This is a genomic window from Shewanella saliphila, assembly GCF_014648295.1.
Lineage (GTDB): Bacteria > Pseudomonadota > Gammaproteobacteria > Enterobacterales > Shewanellaceae > Shewanella > Shewanella saliphila.
This window is the reverse complement of record NZ_BMQV01000041.1, coordinates 21,052-42,519: the sequence shown is the minus strand read 5'-3', so window position 1 is coordinate 42,519 and position 21,468 is coordinate 21,052. Positions and strand designations below refer to the sequence as shown.

Sequence of the window (21,468 nt, the reverse complement as noted above, 5' to 3'; positions counted from 1 at the left end):
CAGGCAAAAAAAAACCGTATGTCTATAAAAGACGATACGGTGATGAGTCAAATGACTCTTTTTTACCCTGAGTAACGGAAAGAATATTAGCATGGTGTCAAAATATTGGCAAGCGACATTATATTGTCATAAAAACTATCCAGGTCACGTTATGTGAATAGACCAAGGTAAATTTTGTAAAGAGGGAAACTCTTATTCCTGTGTGAGGTCAAATTTTGAGATGAGAAAAACCTTGTTGAATATGAAACGTGAAGCACGATGAATCTTTTTTTATTCGGTCACATTACTATAGTCAACATCGTTTATGGTATTGCACGTTTATGGTATTGCACGTATTCGCTCTAGGAGGAAACCATATGAGAACGTTCCCTGTATATGCGCCCAAGTTAATTGTTAAGCATGTTAGGATCTTTCTAAGTGGCGCTATTTGGGTAAAGGATTTAGGTTTACTTGAATTTGATAAAGGACGCTTTTTACAAAGTCAAAAAAGCCTGCCAAAAGTAAAGCAGGCTGTCAGCGAACTCAATGCGCTGATTGAGGCGCAATCTGCGCCACGGCAATCAACGTAAAAACTAACTTACATTTCGCTATTCAATAAGCCAACAAGGCCATTGACCTTATCGCTCCATGAGTTGAGGTCTTGCTGCAATTGTTGGTTTTTTTGTGTCAGTTCTTGCTGCTGTTTTGCTAATTCTTCATTCTTTTGCTTCTCTTCTTCAAGCTCCATTTTTAGTAGCTCAATATTTTCAAGAGTCGCCTGGATTTTGGTTTCCAGTTGGGACAATAATTCAAGGCTCATGGGGAGTCCTATACGTTTCTGGATGGAAACCCGATTCTAGCAGTGACAAGGGCTATAGGAATAGCCTTTAATGCTAAGTGGCTAAAATATATTCAATAAATCGTTGGTTATTGTGCTTTATCTGAGATCGCGCTATTTTCATCGGCTAACCTACTCAACAAAAGCCTTTTTTATGACAATTACCCGACTCGATGTTAGCACCCGCATGAGCAGTATTGTGGTCCACAATAAGACAATTTACCTCTGCGGCCAGGTTGCTAAAGACAAGTTTAGTGATATTGAAACGCAAACCATCACCATGTTAGAAGAAGTGGATGACTTATTAGCTCAAGCGGGCTCGAACCGTGAACATATTTTATCAGCGACTATTTACCTGAAAGACATGGACGATTACGATGCTATGAACCAAGTATGGGACCAATGGTTACCACAGGGGCATGCTCCGGCAAGAGCCTGCGTGCAAGCCGCCATTGCGGAGCCAGAATACTTAGTTGAAATATCGGTTATTGCTGCACAGTTAAGTTAAGCACAGCAACTGAGTAAAATAGAGTGATGCACTGACAGTTTGTTTGTTGCAATATGAATAAATATATTGATGCTTGTTACGTTCAATTGACGTATTTTGATTTAGGATCTACGGCTGCGACTTGACATTATTCTCTAGCCTAAATAGTCTGCAAGCTCAGTTTTTAAGGTGGTATGCAATGGACATAAAATATAATTTAAAATCTGCGTCAGAGCGCCGTACAGAACCATTTATGCCAGAAGGCGACGTGGGTTTCGGTAAGCTTCGAACTGACCACATGTTTTTAATGGATTACCGTGATGGTCAATGGTGCGATCCGCGTATCGTGCCTTATGGTCCATTTGAAATGGCGCCAGGTGCAATGTCATTGCATTACGGCCAATCGATTTTTGAAGGCGCGAAAGCCTTTATGCATGAAGACGGCGAAATTTATACTTTCCGTTTAAATAAAAATGCTGAACGCATGAACCGTTCTGCCGATATTGTGTGTATTCCAAATATCGACGAAGCCATGCAAGTCAAAGCGATTAATGCCCTTATTGATGTCGACCGTTTGTGGTTTCCACAGCAAGAAGGCGCATGTTTATATATTCGCCCGTTTATTTTTGCCACTGAAGACCGTTTATCGGTAAGCCCAAGCCAACAATATACTTTTTGTGTGATGTTAAGCCCGTCAGGCGCTTATTATGCCTCAGGGGTAAATAATGGTATTCGGTTATTAATTAGCACTCAATTTCATCGTGCTGTGTCTGGCGGTACTGGTGCTTCTAAAGCGGCAGGCAACTATGCCGCTTCTCTACGTGCGGGTAAAGCTGCAGTTGAGTATGGCGCATCGCAGGTGTTGTATTTAGACTCTACCAATACTCAAATTGAAGAAGCTGGTGCGATGAACCACTTCCATATTTTGAAAGATGGCACTTTGATCATCCCAACATTCACTGACACGATTTTAAAATCGATCACCTCGCAATCGATCATGGAGTTAGGCGAGATGCTGGGCTGTGAAGTGAGGCAAGAAACAGTGATGCTAGATCAGTTTATTGCTGACATTGAATCAGGTGAAATTATTGAAGCGGGCGGTTTTGGTACTGCTGCAGTGGTATCGCCTGTAAGCTCTTACATCTTTGAAGATGGCCGTGTTATCACTGTGGGTGATGGTAAGGTTGGGCCTAATATTCAGCGCATCTATAAGCTGTTTACTGAGTTGCAAAAAGGTCATGTGGCTGCACCGCAAGGCTGGGTAAACCGTGTTGAGCGTGTAGCGCCTTAGTTTAAGTTAAGCTACAGACAAAATAAAAGCTCCCAAGGGAGCTTTTATTTTGTCTGGCATATTGCGGTTAACTGTTTTTTTCTTGGTTGAGTAACGCTAAACAATTGATGGCGGTGAGCGGTTTGCTGAGTAAAAATCCTTGTACTTGATCGCATCCACCGTCGCGCAAGAAATTAAGCTGCTCTTGAGTTTCAACCCCTTCGGCAACCACATTAAGTTCTAAACTGTGGGCTAAGGTGATAATTGCGCTGGTGATTGCGGCATCATCTGGGTCTTCGGTAATATCGCGCACAAACTCCTGATCAATTTTTAAGGTATCGATCGGGAAACGTTTTAAATAACTTAAGCTGGAATAACCAGTACCAAAGTCATCAATGGCAATCGTTAACCCCAAGGCTTTGAGCTGAGAAAGTACCGCGACAGAATCTTGCGGATTGCCCATAATCATGGATTCCGTTAGCTCAAGTTCAAGTGCGTGAGCTGGCAGACCTGACACGGCAAGAGCCACTTCGATGGTGGAAATAATGTCTGCTTTGAGCTGTCTGGCAGAGAGGTTTACCGCCACTGAAATATGTTCAAATCCTTGGCCGTGCCATAAAGCTAGTTGGCAGCACGCTTGGTTAATGGCCCAATTACCAATTTGATTAATCATCCCGGTTTCTTCCGCAAGGGGAATAAATTCTACCGGGGAAATAATGCCAAGTTCTTGGCTTTCCCAGCGAAGCAGCGCTTCTAGGCCGACGATTTGTTGTGTTTCAACATTGTATTTAGGCTGATACACCAAATGAAACTCATTGTCTTGCAGGGCTTTTTTAAGCCCGGCCTCAAGCTGAACATGGCGAGTGGCATATTGATTGAGTTTTTCTGTGTAAAACTGGTAGTTATTGCGCCCAAGTGATTTGGCATGATACATGGCAGTATCGGCATATTTAATTAACGAGGTCGTATCGTCAGCATCGTCTGGGTATAAACTGATGCCTATCGACGGTGAAATGGTTAATACTTTATCGTCGAGCAAGAACGGCGTTTGGAACGCTTTTAAGACTTTTTCGGCAATAATGGTCGCGGCTTTTGTTTTAGCCACCCCTTCTAAAATAATGGTAAATTCGTCTCCACCTAAACGGGCGACGGTATCTCCCTCACGTACTGAATTTTGTAGACGGCTGGCAACGGCTTTAAGCAGTAAATCGCCTATGTGATGCCCCATAGAGTCATTAATATGTTTAAAGCGGTCTAAGTCTAAAAACAATAACGCAACCATGCTTTCTGCTCGGATAGCTTTGGTTAATGCATGGTTGAGTCTGTCTTGAAATAGGGTGCGGTTTGGTAGACCGGTTAAGGGATCAAAGTTAGCTAATACCCGTAAATCTTCTTCTGCTTTTTTACGTGCAGTAATATCAGTAAACACTGCGACAAAGTGGCTGGTTTCGCCTTTGTTGTCGATAACTTGGTTGATTTCGAGCCAGGCTAGAATGCCCCGACGATCTCGGGTTCTAATGTTGATTTCACCCGCCCAGTGCTTATGCCTGAGTAGCTGAGTTTCTACTGAGTTATAAAACTCACGCGACTGTTTACCCATGGTTAAAAACAAGAAGTGTTTACCAACGACATCACGATGCTTAAAGCCGGTAATACGACTAAATGCAGGATTTACTGAGCGGACTTTGTAGTCTAACTCACCTACGACAACAGCTTCATTCATGCTAAATAGCACTTGCGATGATAACTTGAGTTCGTTTTCGGTAAGCTTACGGCTGGTAATGTCTTTGTGGGTACCAGCCATCCGTATTGGTGTGTTATGACTATCACGCTCAACTACTTGGCCACGGTCTAATAGCCAGGACCATTGCCCGGGTTTAGTTTCGACCCGATACTCTGCTTCAAAAAATTCGGTGTCACCATTAAGGTGGTCGTCAAGCAGTTGTTCAACTCTGGATTTGTCTTCTGGGTGAACATTATTAGTTAGCAATTGGTCTTTTAAAGAAACATTGGTCGGTTCAACCATATTGGTTCGATACACTTTATCGTCTTTAATATTCCAGTCCCACATGCCATCACCAGATGCCCATAATGCAAGTTTAAGGCGTTCTTCTGAGGCGCGAATACTTGAGTCAAACTCGCGCTGCTTAGCGAGTTTCTTTTGTCTTGAGAGTAACAGCGACAATACAATTAATAATCCTACAGTGCCGTATAATATGTAAGCCCAAACGGTCATATAAATGGGGGGCACTACCGACACTTTGACATTGAGCGTGTATTGACTGTATTGATTAGTGCCCAGTGCATGACGAACCATTAAAGTGTATTCACCAGGTGATAAATTTGTGTAAGTAATGTGGTTACCTTGGTTAAGGTTATGCCACTCATTATCTAGACCGTCTAATTTATAGCTGAATCGACTTAAACCTGGGTAGTTAAAGTTGAGCGATCCTATCTCAAAGGTGATGACTTGCTTCTCGAAGGGCATGACAATATTAGGCGCATGGCTAAGGTCGAGAATAGGATATTGGGTTTCTCCGATGGTGTATTTAGTCAGTGCGAGTTTGTTTTCTGGGCGCTGGCTTGGGATTTTTTCTGGGTCAAAGTAATTTAAACCGCGGATGCCACCAAACCATAATGAGCCGTCTTTTTCTTTGAATTTTGCAGCACCATTAAACTCGTTAGCTTGCAGTCCTTCAAACACGTTGTAGGCCATAAAGCTTTTTTGACTGGGGTTAAAGCGCGATATACCCGAGTTAGTGCTTAACCATAAGTCGTGCTGGTCATCTTCTAATATGGCATAAATCGTGTTGCTGCTATTGTCGGCATTGACATCCATGCGTTCAAATTTAAAGCTGCCATATTCAACGGTGAGCTTGTCGATGCCACCATGGGTCGCAACCCAAAAATCGCCATTTTCAGTTAATAAAAAGTCCCTGACTCGGTTATCACTTAAGCTGAAGTCATTGTCTGGGTCGTGGGTTAAGAAGTTCAGTTGCTGTTTTTCTGGATCAAGCCTAACAACACCGCCCATGGTACCTAGCCAGAGATAATCTTGACTAAAATGCAGGGTAATAATTTGATGTTTATATGGCGAATACTCAGATTGAAATCCAAAGTTATAAGCCATCATGCGGTCAGTGTGTTCTGAAATGAAGTACAAGCCTTGCGATGTGGCTATCCATAAACGATCTTTGTTATCGAACACTAAACTGCGAATTTGCGTGTCGGCTCGAAATTTCTCGTTGGCCGGTTGTACTTGTTCTAAATTGTTATTGCTATCTAGGGTAAACAACCCGAGGTTGGTGGCAAACCACAATAAACCTTGTTTGTCTTGCGCTATGTCGTGCACGGTTAATGCAAGGTTTTCAATAGGAAGCGAGAGCTTATTGGCAAAGAGTGCGTTGATGTAATAGTAATGAGCATCGTGCGGCTGTAAATATTTTACACCCGCACCATCGGTACCAATCCACAGGCGCTGCTGATCATCACGAAATACCGTGCGGATCATGTTCGCCATTCCGGGCGAGCCGGTTTGATAGTCGTAATAGTGGCTAAAAAATTGTTGGTTAATATTCAGCTTGTCGATGCCTGAATAACCGGTACCAATCCATAAGGTGCCGCTGGGATCAAGCATTAATGTTTGCAGGGTATTGGCACTAATGCTGCTCAGTGTCTGTGGGTTGTGTTTGTATACAGAGCTCACCCACTGACCATCAATATTATCGAGTTTGAATAAGCCAGTATTTTGCCCTATGGCAAAAATCTGGTTGGCATTGACTACGGTAAAGTCGGTAATGCGACGATTTTCAGTGTAGTTATTTCCGCGTGACCATATTAGCTCTCTTTCATGGGTGTCGAGATTATAGCGCCAAATTTGATTGTCTATCGCCAGCCATACTGAGTAAAGCGAACTGGATTTTATTTGGTTAACGCTCATGTTGGTGGGAATGTCGAGCCGGATAATGGTGTTGCTGTCGATAGCGAATGTGCCGTGTGTTTCAGTGCCCACAACGATGTATTTATTATCAACATTGGCAAGGCTGGTGATATCCGGAATAATATTGGCGCCTAAATTTACCGGGGTAATTTTTCCGGTTTTTAGCGGTAATAAGTAAAGCCCTGCATGCGTTCCTATCCATAAGGTATCGCCAATCACAGATAAATTAGTGATTTGCAGGTCTGCTAAGCCTTGTTCTTGCTTATATTGGGTAAACTGTCCGGTGGTGAGGTTGAGTTTGTTGAGGCCGTCGTTATAGGTGCCGACCCATAAATCGCCGTCGGGAGATTGCAAAATGTCGGTAATAAAGTTGCCCGATATACTGTTGCTGTTATTTGACTTTTTTAAGTACAGATTGAAGTCGACGCCATTATAACTGTGGAGGCCATCTTGAGTGCCAATCCACAACATACCAGCACTGTCCATAAATAGGCGGGTGATCGAGTTTTGGTTGAGGCCACCTTCAGTATTAAAGTGCTCAAATTTTACTTCGGCGAGACTATCGTTAGCATTTACTATTTGCGCTGAAACCGACATTGAAAACATCAATGTCAGTAACATTAACCACTGTGTTAAATGCTTAAATGCACGAAAATTCAAATCTCACCTTTATATATTTCAATTAGAAAGACAACAGACATATTAACGTCATTTTAACAGGAAAACTGTTGGATAATGTCCCAAAATTCAATTAGTCACAATTTACCCAGTAATTTTGACTAATTAGGTTAATATTTATGCATAAAAGCTGACAGTTTTATATGTGATACGCAATCTAAATATGCATTTTTACATGATTTTGTGCGTTTATGATGGCAATATTATTTCTGCTGTTGATGTTGTTGAATAATATCTTCAATGAGTTGGTCTTTGTCTAACCACAATTTATTAAGCCAACGCTGAAACTCTACCCGTGTCTCTGGATCATTAAAGTAGGTATTGGCATCAACATGGGGAACCGGTAGTACGTCTACTCGTATAACAACTTTATTGATTTTACCATGCATTACATTACCTAACACACGCTCAGACGTTTCTGGATAGACCAACGTGATGTTGAGTAGATTAGTAAATTGCTCACCCATGGCGGATAGGGTAAATGCGATACCGCTGGCTTTAGGGCGCAATAAATGTCGGTAAGGTGAGTTTTGGCGTTGGCGTTTTTCTTCAGTAAAGCGGCTGCCTTCAACATAGTTGATTATCGACGTTGGCGTATGTTTGAACCGCTCGCAAGCTTTGCGCGTTGTTTGTAAGTCTTTACCTTTTAGTTTTGGATTTTTTTTGAGTTTTGCCGGGCTGGTGCGGTTCATAAATGGCATGTCTAATGCCCAACAACCTAGGCCTAAAATAGGCACATATAACAGCTCTTTTTTCAGAAAAAACTTCAACATTGGAATATGGTTACGCAGCAAGTAGGTTTGCGCGGCAATATCAAACCCACTGACATGGTTACTGATTAATAAGTACCAGCCGTTTGGATCGAGCTTTTCTAAACCGCTGACATCCCATTCAATATTTGAAATTAAATATAATATCCCGCCATTACACGTCGCCCATGCCCACATAAAGCGGTTCATGACTTTTGTTAGCACCCTGCGTACCGCGATAAAAGGCAGCAGTAGCTTGATGATACCGCCAATCGTTAACAGTGATCCCCATAAGCTGGTGTTAATAATTAACAGCGTTAGGCTGATAATATACAGAACGGGGCCAGGTAAAAACGTTAACATGTATAGTTATGCCTTTTGCTTTGATTCGTCAGCAAGTCTTTGCAGTTGCTGGTCTTTATTGACCCAAATTTGATTGAGTTGCTCTTGGAAGTCAATTTTGAATTCACGATCTTTAAGGTAATCGCCGCGCATACTTTGCGGAATATCACTCACACTAATATGCACGTGGACTTCATTGAGCGCACCACAAATATACTGCCAATAACTGGGTACGTCATTGGGGTAATAAATAGTGACATCGACTAATTTATGGATGTGTTCGCCCATGGCTGAGAGCGCAAATGCCATGCCGCCTGCTTTTGGTTTTAATAGGTGTTTAAATGTCGATTGTTGTTTGTCGTGTTTAGCCTGGGTAAAACGGGTACCTTCAACAAAATTCATAATACTGACAGGCTTGGTTTTAAATTTTTCGCAGGCTTTACGGGTAATTTCGATATCTTTTCCTTTTAACTTGGGGTTTTTACGCAGTTGTGCTGAGCTATAACGGCGCATAAATGGAAAGTCTAATGCCCACCAAGCCAAGCCCAAAATAGGCACATAAATCAATTCTTGCTTAAGGAAAAATTTTAAAAAAGGAATTTTACGATTAAACACCCGCTGTAAAATCAGAATGTCTACCCAAGACTGGTGATTCGCGATAACCATGTACCATTCTTGTTCTGAAAACTGCTGATCGCCTGTGATGTGAATCCGCATAGGGTGGAAAATAGCTTCGACTACGTTGTTGACGCTGATCCATGCTGTTGCACAGTGATCAAGAATGTAGCTACAGCTTTTTTGAAAAATACTAATTGGGATCAGCTTAAAGACACTAAACACCAGAATGGGAATAGTCCAAAAAACAGTATTCAATACATAAAAAGTGAAAGCTAAACAGCCTTTGATTTTCGAAAACAGCGACATTTTTCTCTCCTATTAAACGGAGAGCTATGTTACTCGTAGTCGAGGTATTGCTCAATAAATACAACAATTAAAATCGACTTTATTGCTGATTTAGTTTAGCCAGTAAGCGATCCATTGCCCGATAACCAAGTGCTTGGGCAATATGTCCACGCTCGGTAGTGACTGATTGTTGTAAGTCTGCAATGGTGCGTGCGACCCGTTGAATACGGTGAAAACTGCGTACCGACAAACCTAAACTCACCACACTTTGTTCTAAAAACTCTAAGTCTTGCTGACTAATATTACTGTCTTGTTTTAACTGTTTTGGGGTTAATTCGCTATTGAGTACTCCCGCACGGGCTAATTGGTACTCTCGTGCTTGTTTTACGCGCTTGGCGATATCGACGCTGGTTTCTCCGGGTTGATGTTTTTGGGTTAGGGTACCTGAGGGCAATTTGGGCACATCAACGGTTAAATCAAATCGGTCTAAAAATGGCCCCGACAATCGCGATAAATAACGCTGAATTTGATCTGGGGTTGAACGGGCACGCTCAGTATCACCGCAGGGGCTAGGATTCATGGCTGCGATGAGTTGAAAACGGCTTGAAAAAGTGAGCTTTGCGGCTGCTCGAGATATTTCGACCTGGCCAGTTTCTAACGGCTCTCTTAAGCAGTCGAGTACTTTACGAGGAAACTCAGCGATTTCATCTAAAAATAATATCCCCCGATGAGCCAATGATATCTCCCCAGGTTTTGGGTGGCTGCCACCGCCAATTAAGGCAATAGATGAACAAGTATGGTGTGGTGAGCGAAAGGGACGATTTAAAAAATCTTGAGGCTTAATGTGCAAGCCTGCCACCGAGTGAATGGCGGCTACTTCAATGGCTTCATCGTACGACAACGCAGGTAGCAGCGGGATAATTCGGTTAGCTAACATGCTTTTTCCGGTACCAGGCGGTCCAAGAAAAAGTAGGTTGTGGTTACCTGCTGCGGCAATTTCTAGTCCCTGTTTTGCTTGATATTGGCCAATCACATCACTCATGCATAATAAGTTGTCAGCGACTGGCGATTCGTCTATCCATTCTGGCTGGGTGTCGAGTAATGGCAGTTGCGCTTGACCATGTAAAAATGCGGCCAAATTTTGTAAATGCGCCACAAAGTAACTGTGGTGATACCCCACAAGTTCTGCTTCATGACGGTTATCGATAGGCATAAAAAAATGGTGTTGATCGTTACGCGCCGCAATAATGGCTGGTAGTAAACCGGTGCAAGGCCTGATTTGTCCCGATAAGGCTAACTCACCCACAAATTCACATTGATGTAAGGCTTTGCTTGGCACTTGATTGGATGCGGCTAAAATACCAATGGCGATGGGCAAGTCGTAACGGCCACCTTGTTTAGGCAAATCGGCTGGCGCAAGGTTAACGGTAATGCGCCGCTGAGGAAATTCGAAACCGGCATTGATTAATGCTGATCTGACGCGCTCTTTGGCTTCTTTAACTGAAGCTTCGGGTAACCCCACTAAATTAAATGCGGGTAAACCATTACTTAAATGCACTTCAACAGTCACTTTAGGGGCTTCTACACCACAACTTGCTCGAGTAAACACACAGGCTATCGCCATTAACAAAATCCTTTTGTTTGAATAATATACAAATGAAGGGATGCATACAGTCTAGCAGTGGTGACTTTTTTTGCAGATTTTATGGTTTTAGCGTCGGTATAATAAGACAAAATATAAACAATATTGTTAACTAATCCTTGGTTATCTTCCCGCTATTTGAGTAGAATACGCGCGCTATTTGAAGTGGCTGCAGCGCAGGTGCTGTATATAAACCACCAACATATTAAGTGGCGGTCACAAACATGCTCAAATAGTCGCTCGCTTTTCACTTAAACACGCTATTTTTCCTTGGCGTGATTAGCCTGTGATGATTGTATTAAGCTTAAACGGCGCCCCCTGCGTTGTATGACTTTTACAGCAGTGACCTGCAATGTACCGCAATCATGTTAACCATGGCCTTAAACCGAATTACTGTTCTTTGTTGCGAAACAAAGTTAACTGCTTTACTAGCGATAAACGCTAGCCATTATTCCTGAGTGCTTTTAGCCTTGGGTGAAGAGAATGTATGACTATTACTGATAGTTTTTTAATTATTTTGTGCCTCATTGGCATTAGCTGTTTTTTTTCGATGTCAGAAATTGCCCTGGCGGCATCACGTAAAATCCGCCTGCAAACCATGGCCGATGAAGGAGATTTACGCGCCACTAAAGTGTTAAAGCTGCAAGCTCATCCAGGCAGTTTTTTTACCGTGGTGCAAATTGGTTTAAATGCAGTGGCCATTATGGGTGGTATTGTCGGTGAATCGGCTTTTCGGCCTTACTTTGAAGACATATTATTGCCGCTATTAGGCAGTGAATGGGGCTTACAACTGAGCTTTGTGTTTTCATTTGTCACGGTCACATCGTTATTTATTTTGTTTGCTGACTTAATGCCAAAACGCATTGCGATGGTGATCCCTGAGCAAGTGGCGGTTACCTTTGTGATGCCTATTGCGTTTTGTATTACCGTATTAAAACCCTTTGTGTGGATTTTTAATGGTTTGGCTAATGCGATTTTTAAATTATTGCAGGTGCCAACGGCGCGAAATGATCAAGTTACGCACGATGATATTTACGCCATGATGACCGCCGGAACAGAGGCGGGTGTCATGGACAAAGGTGAGCAACAGATGATGGAAAACGTGTTTGAAATGCAGTCGGTGTCTGTGACATCGGCCATGACCGCACGTGAAAGCTTAGTGTATTTTTTACTGCAAGACACCGAAGAAGACATTAAACAAAAGATTGCCAATAATCCCCATAATAAGTTTTTGGTGTGCGATGGTCAGTTAGATATGATCAAAGGTTTTGTGGATGCAAAAGAGTTGCTTATTCGAGTCATTAATGGTGAAAAGATTACGCTTAAAGGCAGTACATTAGTGCACAACTGTTTGATTATTCCCGACACCTTAACCTTGTCGGAGTCGATGGAGTATTTTAAAAATAATCGTGCTGACTTTGCTGTGGTGATGAACGAATATGCGTTAGTGGTGGGCATTGTAACCACCAATGATTTGCAAAGTGCAGTAATGGGCGCCTGGTCACTGCATGAAAGTGAAGAGCAAATTGTGGCCCGTGATGGCAACTCTTGGTTAGTTGACGGGGTAACACCGATTACCGATGTGATGCGGGCATTTCAAATTGAAGCGTTTCCACAAAATCAAAACTACGAAACCATTGCCGGTTTTATGATGTATATGCTGCGTAAAATTCCTAAGCGTACCGATTTTGTAAACTATGCAGGGTTTAAATTTGAAGTGGTCGACATTGACTCTTATAAAGTCGACCAATTACTTGTAACGCGTATTGATACTGATTTACCGCCATTGCCTTAAAGCGCTTAAGAACGAAAATAGAGATTAGCGTTAAGCCGCTGTGTTTCTGAGTTAACTGCTTTTTTACTGCACTAAATAATCTCTAGAAACGCGCTAATGATTGGATCGTTAGCGCGTTTTTCTTTGCAACAGCAGCCTAATTCAAAGGCCGGGATGTCAACCGGTGAAACCAATGTCTGGATCCGCTCGCGTACCGGACTGTTATGGATCACCGCATCTGGGCTTATGCCCACACCACAGCCTAGCGCCACCATCGACACGATAGCTTCTTGACCAGACACTTGAGCATAAATATTGGGCTTAATACCCATTTGCTTAAACCATTGGTCGATACGTTTTCGACCCGGCCCATGGTCGGGGACTATGTAGGGCAATTTCTCCCAATCAATATGACTTTGACTTACCCATTGTTGTACTTGGCATTGCATTAATGGGGCGATGACCGAAATAGGCACCTTGTCTATGGGCGTAAAGTGCAGGGTGCTTGGGAACACCTCTGGTAAAGCAATAATGGCGATATCGGTGCGATTTTTTTGGATTTGGCTCACGGCATTAGCAGGATCGCCAGTGGTTAAATGAATATCGACATGCGGGTGGTCGCGTCTAAAGCGGTCGAGCAACGCTGGTAAATGGCTGTATGCCGCGGTGACCGAGCAATATAAATTCAGATTACCGCGTAAATATTGCTGGCTCGGGTCAATACGGCTGCGCAGCTGGCTCCAGTCTGCCAGGGTTTGTTCGGCAAAGCGCTTAAACTCTAATCCGGCATGGGTAATGGTAACGCTGCGGTTGTCGCGTTCAAACAACTTACTGCCGACCTCATCCTCTAAACGTTGTAATGCCCGGCTTAATGTTGATGGGCTGACATGGGATTGCTCAGCTGTTTTAGCAAAATGTAGGCTGTCGCATAAGTGCAAATACAATTTTAGAGAGCGAATATCCATAATTAGCGTTTCCATAAAAAGGATTTAATTCATTAAAACAGCGACGTTGCGTTTTATGCAACGTCACATGCCGAATATATCATTTTAAGCAATAAGATGGATAGGCTATAGTCAACTCAATCGCAAAGTTTGAGTGTGTGTCAAACATAAATTGCGTCCCAAATTTTATATTTTTAAGGTGGTATCAGATGGCTAACTATTTTAACTCTCTGAATTTACGTCAACAATTAGCTCAATTAGCACAATGCCGCTTCATGGACCGTACTGAATTCAGTGACGGCTGCGAATACATCAAAGATTGGAACATTGTTATTTTAGGTTGTGGTGCGCAAGGCCTTAACCAAGGTTTGAACATGCGTGACTCAGGCCTAAACATTTCTTTTGCGTTACGCCCAGCAGCGATCACTGAAAAGCGTGCATCTTGGCAAAAAGCCACTGATAACGGCTTTAAAGTGGGTACGTTTGAAGAGCTTGTACCAGCCGCTGACTTAGTGCTTAACCTTACGCCAGACAAGCAACACACTAATGTTGTTAATGCTGTTATGCCATTAATGAAGCAAGGTTCTACGCTAGCGTATTCGCACGGTTTCAACATTGTTGAAGAAGGCATGCAAGTGCGTTCAGACATTACTGTCATCATGGTTGCACCTAAGTGCCCTGCGACAGAAGTACGTGAAGAATATAAGCGTGGATTTGGTGTACCAACACTGATTGCTGTTCACCCAGAAAACGATCCAAACGGTGATGGCTTAGCAATTGCAAAAGCCTATGCAAGTGCAACCGGTGGTGACCGTGCTGGTGTGTTGATGTCATCTTTTGTGGCTGAAGTTAAGTCAGATTTGATGGGCGAGCAAACAATTTTATGCGGTATGTTACAAACCGGTGCCATTTTAGGTTATGAGAAAATGGTTGCTGACGGTGTTGAGCCTGCTTATGCCGGTAAACTTATCCAACAAGGTTGGGAAACCGTTACTGAAGCACTTAAGCACGGCGGCATCACTAACATGATGGACCGTTTATCAAACCCTGCAAAAATTAAAGCGTTTGATATGGCTGAAGAGCTAAAAGAAATCCTTAAGCCGCTATTTGAAAAGCACATGGATGACATCATCAGCGGTGAGTTTTCTCGCACTATGATGGAAGACTGGGCTAACGATGACGCTAACTTGTTACGTTGGAGAGCAGAAACCAACGACACCGCGTTTGAAAATGCACCTACTACGTCTGAGCATATCGATGAGCAAACGTATTTCGACAAAGGCATCTTCTTGGTTGCGATGATCAAAGCCGGTGTTGAACTCGCATTCGATACTATGGTTGCAGCAGGTATTGTTGAAGAGTCGGCTTATTATGAGTCGCTACATGAAACGCCATTAATTGCTAACACGATTGCTCGTAAGCGTTTATATGAAATGAACGTGGTTATTTCGGACACAGCTGAATACGGTTGTTATTTATTCAACCACGCTGCAGTGCCCATGCTACGTGATTACGTGAACGCTATGTCTTCAGAGTTTTTAGGCGCTGGTCTTGTTGAAGCGTCAAACGGTGTTGATAACCAACGTTTAATTGAAGTCAATGAGCAAATTCGTCATACAGACGTTGAGTTTATTGGTGCTGAGTTACGCGGTTACATGACAGACATGAAGCGTATTGTTGAAGCGGGCTAATCGTTAAAAAACTGATGTAGTACCTGTTCAGAGATTGATTGTAAAAAATGTGTAGTCGGACAGGCATCAATGAAGCGACCCAATACACCATATTGGGTCGTGGAAAAACAAATTGTTAGATTGAGTTCAATGTTATTTTGAGCGAACTCATAAGTTAAGTTTTTGTTGTTGTTTGCATTGTCTCGGCAGGGAAGCTGAATTTTTTTTACAAAGGCGATTTTTTAGTTGTGCTCGATAAAACTTTTATGGTACTTGTTAGTAATACCGTAACGTTTATTGAACATAAGCGAACGAAAATATTTTAAAAACTTAGGATACAGTCTAAAAACATGTTAAACCGCGCAGCCATGCTCATTCTCGTGATTATTACCGTAGTGATTATTAAGTCACAGCGGGGGTGGCGTTTGACAACTAGACTGACCTAAGAGTCACAAAGATTGCAAAAACCCCCGCTCCGAAAGGACCGGGGGTTTTTAGTTTCTAGGCTTAAGAAAAAATCAATACCCAGATATCACATCAGTAGAGCAAGCAAAACATTGACGAAGTAGAGATAAAAATATGGAAGCAGGACAGAAAATGCGCGGCGCAGATGCAGTCATCAAAGTACTAGCAGCACATGGTGTTACCACAGTGTTTGGTTATCCTGGCGGGGCTATTATGCCCATTTACGATGCGCTCTATGGTAGCCCTGTTGAGCATCTACTCAGCCGCCACGAACAAGGCGCCGCATTTGCAGCCGTAGGTTATGCCCGTGCCAGTGGTAAAACCGGTGTTTGTTTTGCAACCTCAGGCCCAGGGGCAACCAATTTGGTCACCTCGTTGGCCGATGCCTTACTTGATTCTGTACCTCTCGTGGCCATCACCGGCCAGGTTTCTACTGCGGTGATAGGCACCGATGCCTTTCAAGAAATCGATGTGCTTGGTATGTCACTGTCCTGTACCAAACACAGCTTTATGGTTACCGACATCAATGACTTAATCCCAACCTTGTATCGTGCCTTTGAAGTTGCCGCAGAGGGAAGACCCGGCCCTGTATTGGTTGATATCCCAAAAGATATTCAAATAGCTGAACTTGAGTACAAAACCCCATTACAAAGTGTCGCAGATGAACCTCACGCGACACAAACTGAGCTTGAGGCTGCCATCGAGCTGTTGACTCAAGCCACTAAGCCTATGTTATATGTTGGCGGTGGTGTCGGTATGGCGGGCGCGGTATCTCATTTACGTGAGTTTATTGATGTCACTGGTATTCCGTCGGTTGCCACGCTTAAAGGTTTGGGTAGTGTTGCCCATGGTACCAAAGGGTATTTAGGCATGCTGGGTATGCACGGTGGTAAAGGGGCTAATTTAGCCGTTCAAGAGTGTGATTTATTAATCGTCGTCGGTGCCCGTTTTGATGACCGAGTCACTGGGCGATTAGCCAGCTTTGCCAGTAACGCCAAAGTGCTTCATTTAGATATTGATGCGGCTGAATTGGGTAAGTTACGCCTAGCCGAAGTGGCTATAGCCGCTGATTTACGTCAAGTCTTACCGGCATTAACAACAGCTGTTCGCGGTAAAATGGCCATAAGCCAATGGCAAGCAGAAGTCGATGCATTAGAGCGTCAGCATCAATGGAATTATCAACACCCAGGCGAGCTGATATACGCGCCAGCCATGTTGCGTCGTTTAGCCAATAAATTACCTGAAGACAGCGTGGTGGCGTGCGATGTTGGCCAGCACCAAATGTGGGTTGCTCAGCATATGTGGTTTCGTCGCCCAGAAGATCATTTGTCGAGCGCAGGCCTTGGCACTATGGGCTTTGGTTTGCCAGCGGCAATTGGTGCTCAGGTGGCTCGCCCAGATGCTACCGTGGTCACAGTATCCGGTGATGGCTCATTTATGATGAATGTCCAAGAGTTGACTACCATTAAACGTCGTAAGCTGCCGGTTAAAATTTTACTGATAGACAATCAAAAATTAGGCATGGTCAAGCAGTGGCAGCAGCTGTTTTTTGAAGAGCGCTATAGCGAGACCGATTTATCTGACAACCCTAACTTTGTATTAATGGCATCGGCTTTTGATATTCCAGGCCGCACCATTAATCACGCTGATCAAGTAGAGCAAGCCTTAGATGAAATGCTTAACAGCAGTGGCCCTTACATGCTGCACGTAGCGATTGATGATGCCTTTAATGTATGGCCATTAGTCCCACCCGGAGCCAGCAACAGCGACATGATGGATCAAATGGAGAAGCAAACATGATGCATAATCTTGAAATAACCGTTCAACAACGTCCAGAAGTGCTAGAACGTGTATTGCGTGTCACTCGCCATCGTGGATTTAAAGTCACCCAAATGCAGATGCGCATCAATGACGATGCTAGTATGGCTGTAGAGTTATGGGTTGAGGCTGAGCGCGCAATCGAACTGTTAAGTAACCAGCTGACTAAATTAATTGATGTTACCCAATGCAAAGTGATGCCTGCAGTATCTCTTGGGCAAGCAGCAAACAGCTAAACACACATTATTACCCATTTTAATGGGTTATTTGTGATAACACAGGTAACCCGCACCACATTACACAAGGATATTTGCAATGCCAAAATTACGTTCAGCAACCAGTACCGAAGGCCGCAACATGGCAGGTGCCCGCGCACTATGGCGTGCAACTGGGGTAAAAGAAACCGATTTTGGTAAGCCAATTATTGCGATTGCCAATTCATTCACTCAATTTGTACCAGGGCATGTGCATTTAAAAGGCATGGGCGCACTTGTTGCTAGCGCGATTGAAGAAGTCGGCGGTATTGCCAAAGAATTTAACACCATTGCAGTAGACGACGGTATCGCCATGGGGCATGGCGGTATGTTGTATAGCTTACCATCTCGTGAACTCATTGCTGACAGTGTCGAATACATGGTTAATGCACATTGTGCTGATGCGCTAGTGTGTATTTCAAACTGCGACAAAATTACCCCGGGCATGTTAATGGCTGCACTGCGATTAAATATTCCGGTCATTTTTGTGTCTGGTGGACCAATGGAAGCGGGTAAAACCAAACTGTCTGACCAGCTCATTAAGCTTGATTTAGTGGACGCTATGGTGGCAGGTGCCGATACCAATGTTAGCGATGAAGACAGTAAACAAATTGAACGCAGCGCGTGCCCAACATGTGGCTCTTGCTCAGGCATGTTTACTGCGAACTCAATGAACTGTTTAACGGAAGCCTTAGGGTTGTCATTACCTGGTAATGGCTCAATGCTGGCAACTCACGCCGATCGCCGTGAATTGTTTTTAGAAGCAGGCCGCCGCGTAATGAAGCTTGCTGAACGCTATTACAAGCATGATGACGAAAACGCATTGCCACGCAATATTGCATCGTTTAAAGCATTTGAAAACGCCACCGCATTAGACATCGCCATGGGCGGTTCGTCTAACACGGTATTGCATTTATTGGCCGCAGCCCAAGAAGCTGAATTAGCCTTTGATATGGCTGATATTGATCGTATGTCGCGCCTTGTGCCACACCTTTGTAAAGTGGCGCCATCTACTCCTAAATACCACATGGAAGATGTGCACCGTGCTGGTGGCGTAATGGGGATTTTAGGCGAGCTAGACAGAGCAGGTTTATTGCATAACGACGTACCACACGTGGCAGCAGATAACGGCGGCGACTTGAAATCTGTATTAGCTAAGTACGACCTAAAACAAACCAACGACCCAGAAGTGATTCGTTTCTTTAGTGCTGGGCCTGCCGGCATTCCAACTCAAAAAGCCTTTAGTCAAGATTGCCGTTGGGACAGCGTCGATGATGACCGTGAAAATGGCTGTATCCGCGCGCGTGAATTTGCGTTCAGTCAAGAAGGCGGCCTAGCGGTACTTGCGGGTAACGTGGCAACTGATGGTTGTATTGTCAAAACCGCGGGTGTGGACGAATCAAACTTAATGTTTGTCGGTAGTGCCCGCGTGTATGAAAGCCAAGATGATGCCGTAGCTGGTATTCTGGGTGGTGAAGTTGTTGCCGGAGACGTGGTGGTGATTCGTTACGAAGGCCCTAAAGGCGGCCCAGGTATGCAAGAGATGTTATACCCAACCACGTACCTTAAGTCGCGCGGCTTAGGCACTCAATGTGCACTGATTACCGATGGGCGCTTTTCTGGTGGTACATCGGGTTTATCAATTGGCCATATTTCACCAGAAGCCGCATCGGGTGGCACCATTGCACTTATTGAAAACGGCGATCAAATTGCGATCGACATTCCAAAGCGTAGCATTCAATTGAATGTGAGTGACGATGAATTAGCTCGTCGCCGTGACGCAATGGATGCTAAAGGTCCATTAGGTTGGAAGCCTGTAGCGCGTGAGCGTTATGTATCGTTAGCGTTAAAAGCGTACGCGCTGTTAGCGACCAGTGCAGATAAAGGTGCAGTACGCGATCGCACTAAACTGGAGGGGTAATATGTTGGCTTTGGCGTCTCAAACTCAATTAGATCTAGCGCATTATTATTTACAGAAAATTTTGCTGTCGTCTGTATACGATGTCGCTAAAGTGACGCCGTTGTCGAGCATGAATAAATTATCTGCTCGCTTTGGTTGTCAGGTGTACTTGAAGCGTGAAGATATGCAGCCTGTGCATTCATTTAAGTTACGTGGAGCATACAACCGTATTGCTGCGCTAACTCAAGATGAATGCGATAAAGGCGTAGTCTGTGCCTCGGCGGGTAACCATGCTCAGGGCGTAGCCATGTCGGCGGCAAGCCGCGGTATTGATGCCGTCATTGTGATGCCAAGTACCACGCCAGACATTAAAATTGATGCGGTGCGTCGCCTTGGTGGTAATGTGGTGTTGCATGGCCAGGCCTTTGACCAAGCAAATGATTACGCTAAAAATTTATCTGCAACCGAAGGGCGTGTTTATATTGCGCCATTTGATGATGAGGCCGTGATTGCTGGTCAAGGCACTATTGCCCAAGAAATGGTGCAGCAACAGCGTGATATTGAAGTGGTATTTGTGCCTGTGGGCGGTGGCGGATTAATTGCGGGTATTGCAGCGTATTACAAAGCGGTTATGCCACAAGTTAAAATTATTGGTGTTGAGCCAGAAGACGCAGCGTGCTTAAAAGCGGCGCTAGAAGCGGATGAGCCTGTCACCTTACCTCAAGTCGGTTTATTTGCCGACGGCGTAGCGGTAAAGCGTATCGGCACTGAGCCTTTCAGGCTAGCACGTGAATACGTTGACCATGTGGTCACAGTGACCTCTGATGAAATTTGCGCAGCAGTAAAAGATATTTTTGAAGACACTCGCGCCATTGCGGAGCCCGCTGGCGCATTATCAATTGCAGGTCTTAAAAAGTATATGGCATTGCAGGGCGACAGTAGCGACGCGCCTAAAAAAGCTGCAGCCATATTAAGTGGGGCTAACGTTAACTTTCATAGCCTTCGCTATGTGTCTGAGCGTTGTGAACTTGGCGAGCAAAAAGAAGCGGTGTTAGCGGTTAAAATACCTGAAAAACCAGGCAGCTTTTTACGCTTTTGTGAGCTACTTGAAAAACGCCCAATGACCGAATTTAACTACCGTTTTAGCAGCCGTGAAGTAGCGGTGGTGTTTGCTGGGATCCGCTTAACGGGCGGTCAAGCTGAATTGGCAGAGATTATTGCTAATCTCGAGTTAGAAGGCTTTGAAGTTCAAGACTTATCTCAAGATGAAACCGCTAAGTTGCATGTTCGCTATATGGTCGGTGGCCATCCTCTTGAGCCGTTAGAAGAACGCTTATTTAGCTTTGAGTTTCCTGAGCATCCGGGCGCTTTGCTGAAGTTTTTAACTACTTTGCAAAGTAAATGGAATATTAGTTTGTTCCATTATCGTAATCATGGCGCCGCATTTGGCCGTGTATTAGCCGGGTTCGAAGTGCCCGCAAATGATGACGATGCTTTTGCGCAATTTTTAACGGATTTAGGATTTGTCTATCAAGAAGAAACGCACAGCCCTGCTTACCAGTTATTTTTGAATAGCCCTAAAGCGGAGTAAGAACAATAAGTTCGATGCCAATAACACGTTAAAGTGGCCAATATATTGTTGAACTTTAAATAATGATCACATTGGGGTGATTTACCATCCCAATGTGATATTGTCTGTGCACCAAAAACGAAAATATATTCGTAGGTGATAACCCACACCGCCAAAGTGTGATGTCATTAGTGCATCATATGATTGTGACGGGTTGCTTATATGTAGGGTAAATTTTTCCATAT

15 protein-coding genes are annotated in these 21,468 nt (G+C 43.8%); 9 read left to right on the top strand and 6 right to left on the bottom strand.

The genetic code is table 11. The features are described 5' to 3' along the window. Window positions 1-356: 356 nt before the first annotated feature. Entirely contained in the window at window positions 357-569 is a 213-nt protein-coding gene (locus tag IEY48_RS16270) for a DUF1107 domain-containing protein (protein WP_188922205.1), read from the top strand. 8 nt (window positions 570-577) lie between these two features. On the opposite strand, the gene IEY48_RS16265 is transcribed toward IEY48_RS16270, so the two are convergent. Then, window positions 578-799 carry a cell division protein ZapB gene (locus IEY48_RS16265; RefSeq protein ID WP_188922203.1) on the bottom strand — a complete coding sequence of 74 codons (222 nt, stop codon included), beginning with the start codon at window positions 797-799 and terminating at the stop codon, window positions 578-580. Window positions 800-971: 172 nt separating this feature from the next. On the opposite strand from IEY48_RS16265, the gene IEY48_RS16260 reads away from it, so the two are divergent. Both IEY48_RS16260 and IEY48_RS16255 read left to right on the top strand, forming a co-directional pair. Next, entirely contained in the window at window positions 972-1,325 is a 354-nt protein-coding gene (locus IEY48_RS16260; protein ID WP_188922201.1) for a RidA family protein, read from the top strand. 178 nt (window positions 1,326-1,503) lie between these two features. Next, window positions 1,504-2,595 carry a branched-chain amino acid aminotransferase gene (locus IEY48_RS16255; protein ID WP_188922199.1) on the top strand — a complete coding sequence of 364 codons (1,092 nt, stop codon included), beginning with the start codon at window positions 1,504-1,506 and terminating at the stop codon, window positions 2,593-2,595. Between the two features lie 67 nt (window positions 2,596-2,662). Here IEY48_RS16255 and IEY48_RS16250 read toward each other — a convergent pair whose 3' ends face one another. From IEY48_RS16250 to IEY48_RS16235, 4 genes are all read right to left on the bottom strand, one after another. Beyond that, the gene (locus IEY48_RS16250) at window positions 2,663-7,111 is read right to left on the bottom strand and encodes an EAL domain-containing protein (protein WP_188922232.1); all 4,449 of its coding nucleotides are present in this window, start codon (window positions 7,109-7,111) and stop codon (window positions 2,663-2,665) included. A gap of 284 nt (window positions 7,112-7,395) precedes the next feature. Further along, entirely contained in the window at window positions 7,396-8,304 is a 909-nt protein-coding gene (yihG, locus tag IEY48_RS16245; protein WP_188922197.1) for a 1-acylglycerol-3-phosphate O-acyltransferase, YihG family, read from the bottom strand. A gap of 6 nt (window positions 8,305-8,310) precedes the next feature. After that, entirely contained in the window at window positions 8,311-9,207 is an 897-nt protein-coding gene (gene yihG / locus IEY48_RS16240) for a 1-acylglycerol-3-phosphate O-acyltransferase, YihG family (RefSeq protein WP_188922195.1), read from the bottom strand. Between the two features lie 79 nt (window positions 9,208-9,286). After that, complete coding sequence (locus IEY48_RS16235) at window positions 9,287-10,810, bottom strand: YifB family Mg chelatase-like AAA ATPase (RefSeq protein WP_188922193.1); 1,524 nt, start codon at window positions 10,808-10,810, stop codon at window positions 9,287-9,289. 505 nt (window positions 10,811-11,315) lie between these two features. Here IEY48_RS16235 and paeA point away from each other — a divergent pair. Continuing rightward, on the top strand, window positions 11,316-12,623 hold the full coding sequence (gene paeA, locus IEY48_RS16230; protein WP_188922191.1) for a polyamine export protein PaeA: 1,308 nt from the start codon (window positions 11,316-11,318) through the stop codon (window positions 12,621-12,623). 71 nt (window positions 12,624-12,694) lie between these two features. Here the strand turns inward: paeA and ilvY are convergent, their stop codons facing one another. Continuing rightward, complete coding sequence (gene ilvY, locus IEY48_RS16225) at window positions 12,695-13,567, bottom strand: HTH-type transcriptional activator IlvY (RefSeq protein ID WP_188922189.1); 873 nt, start codon at window positions 13,565-13,567, stop codon at window positions 12,695-12,697. Window positions 13,568-13,755: 188 nt separating this feature from the next. On the opposite strand from ilvY, the gene ilvC reads away from it, so the two are divergent. From ilvC to ilvA, 5 genes are all read left to right on the top strand, one after another. After that, window positions 13,756-15,237, top strand: a complete 1,482-nt coding sequence (gene ilvC, locus IEY48_RS16220) for a ketol-acid reductoisomerase (protein ID WP_188922187.1) — start codon at window positions 13,756-13,758, stop codon at window positions 15,235-15,237. 558 nt (window positions 15,238-15,795) lie between these two features. Beyond that, complete coding sequence (gene ilvG, locus IEY48_RS16215) at window positions 15,796-17,481, top strand: acetolactate synthase 2 catalytic subunit (protein WP_188922185.1); 1,686 nt, start codon at window positions 15,796-15,798, stop codon at window positions 17,479-17,481. Further along, window positions 17,478-17,735 carry an acetolactate synthase 2 small subunit gene (ilvM, locus tag IEY48_RS16210; RefSeq protein ID WP_188922183.1) on the top strand — a complete coding sequence of 86 codons (258 nt, stop codon included), beginning with the start codon at window positions 17,478-17,480 and terminating at the stop codon, window positions 17,733-17,735. The genes ilvG and ilvM overlap by 4 nt, the downstream gene beginning before the upstream one ends. Window positions 17,736-17,814: 79 nt before the next feature. Then, on the top strand, window positions 17,815-19,674 hold the full coding sequence (ilvD, locus tag IEY48_RS16205) for a dihydroxy-acid dehydratase (RefSeq protein WP_188922182.1): 1,860 nt from the start codon (window positions 17,815-17,817) through the stop codon (window positions 19,672-19,674). A gap of 1 nt (window position 19,675) precedes the next feature. Then, window positions 19,676-21,244, top strand: a complete 1,569-nt coding sequence (gene ilvA, locus IEY48_RS16200) for a threonine ammonia-lyase, biosynthetic (RefSeq protein WP_188922180.1) — start codon at window positions 19,676-19,678, stop codon at window positions 21,242-21,244. Window positions 21,245-21,468: the final 224 nt, after the last annotated feature.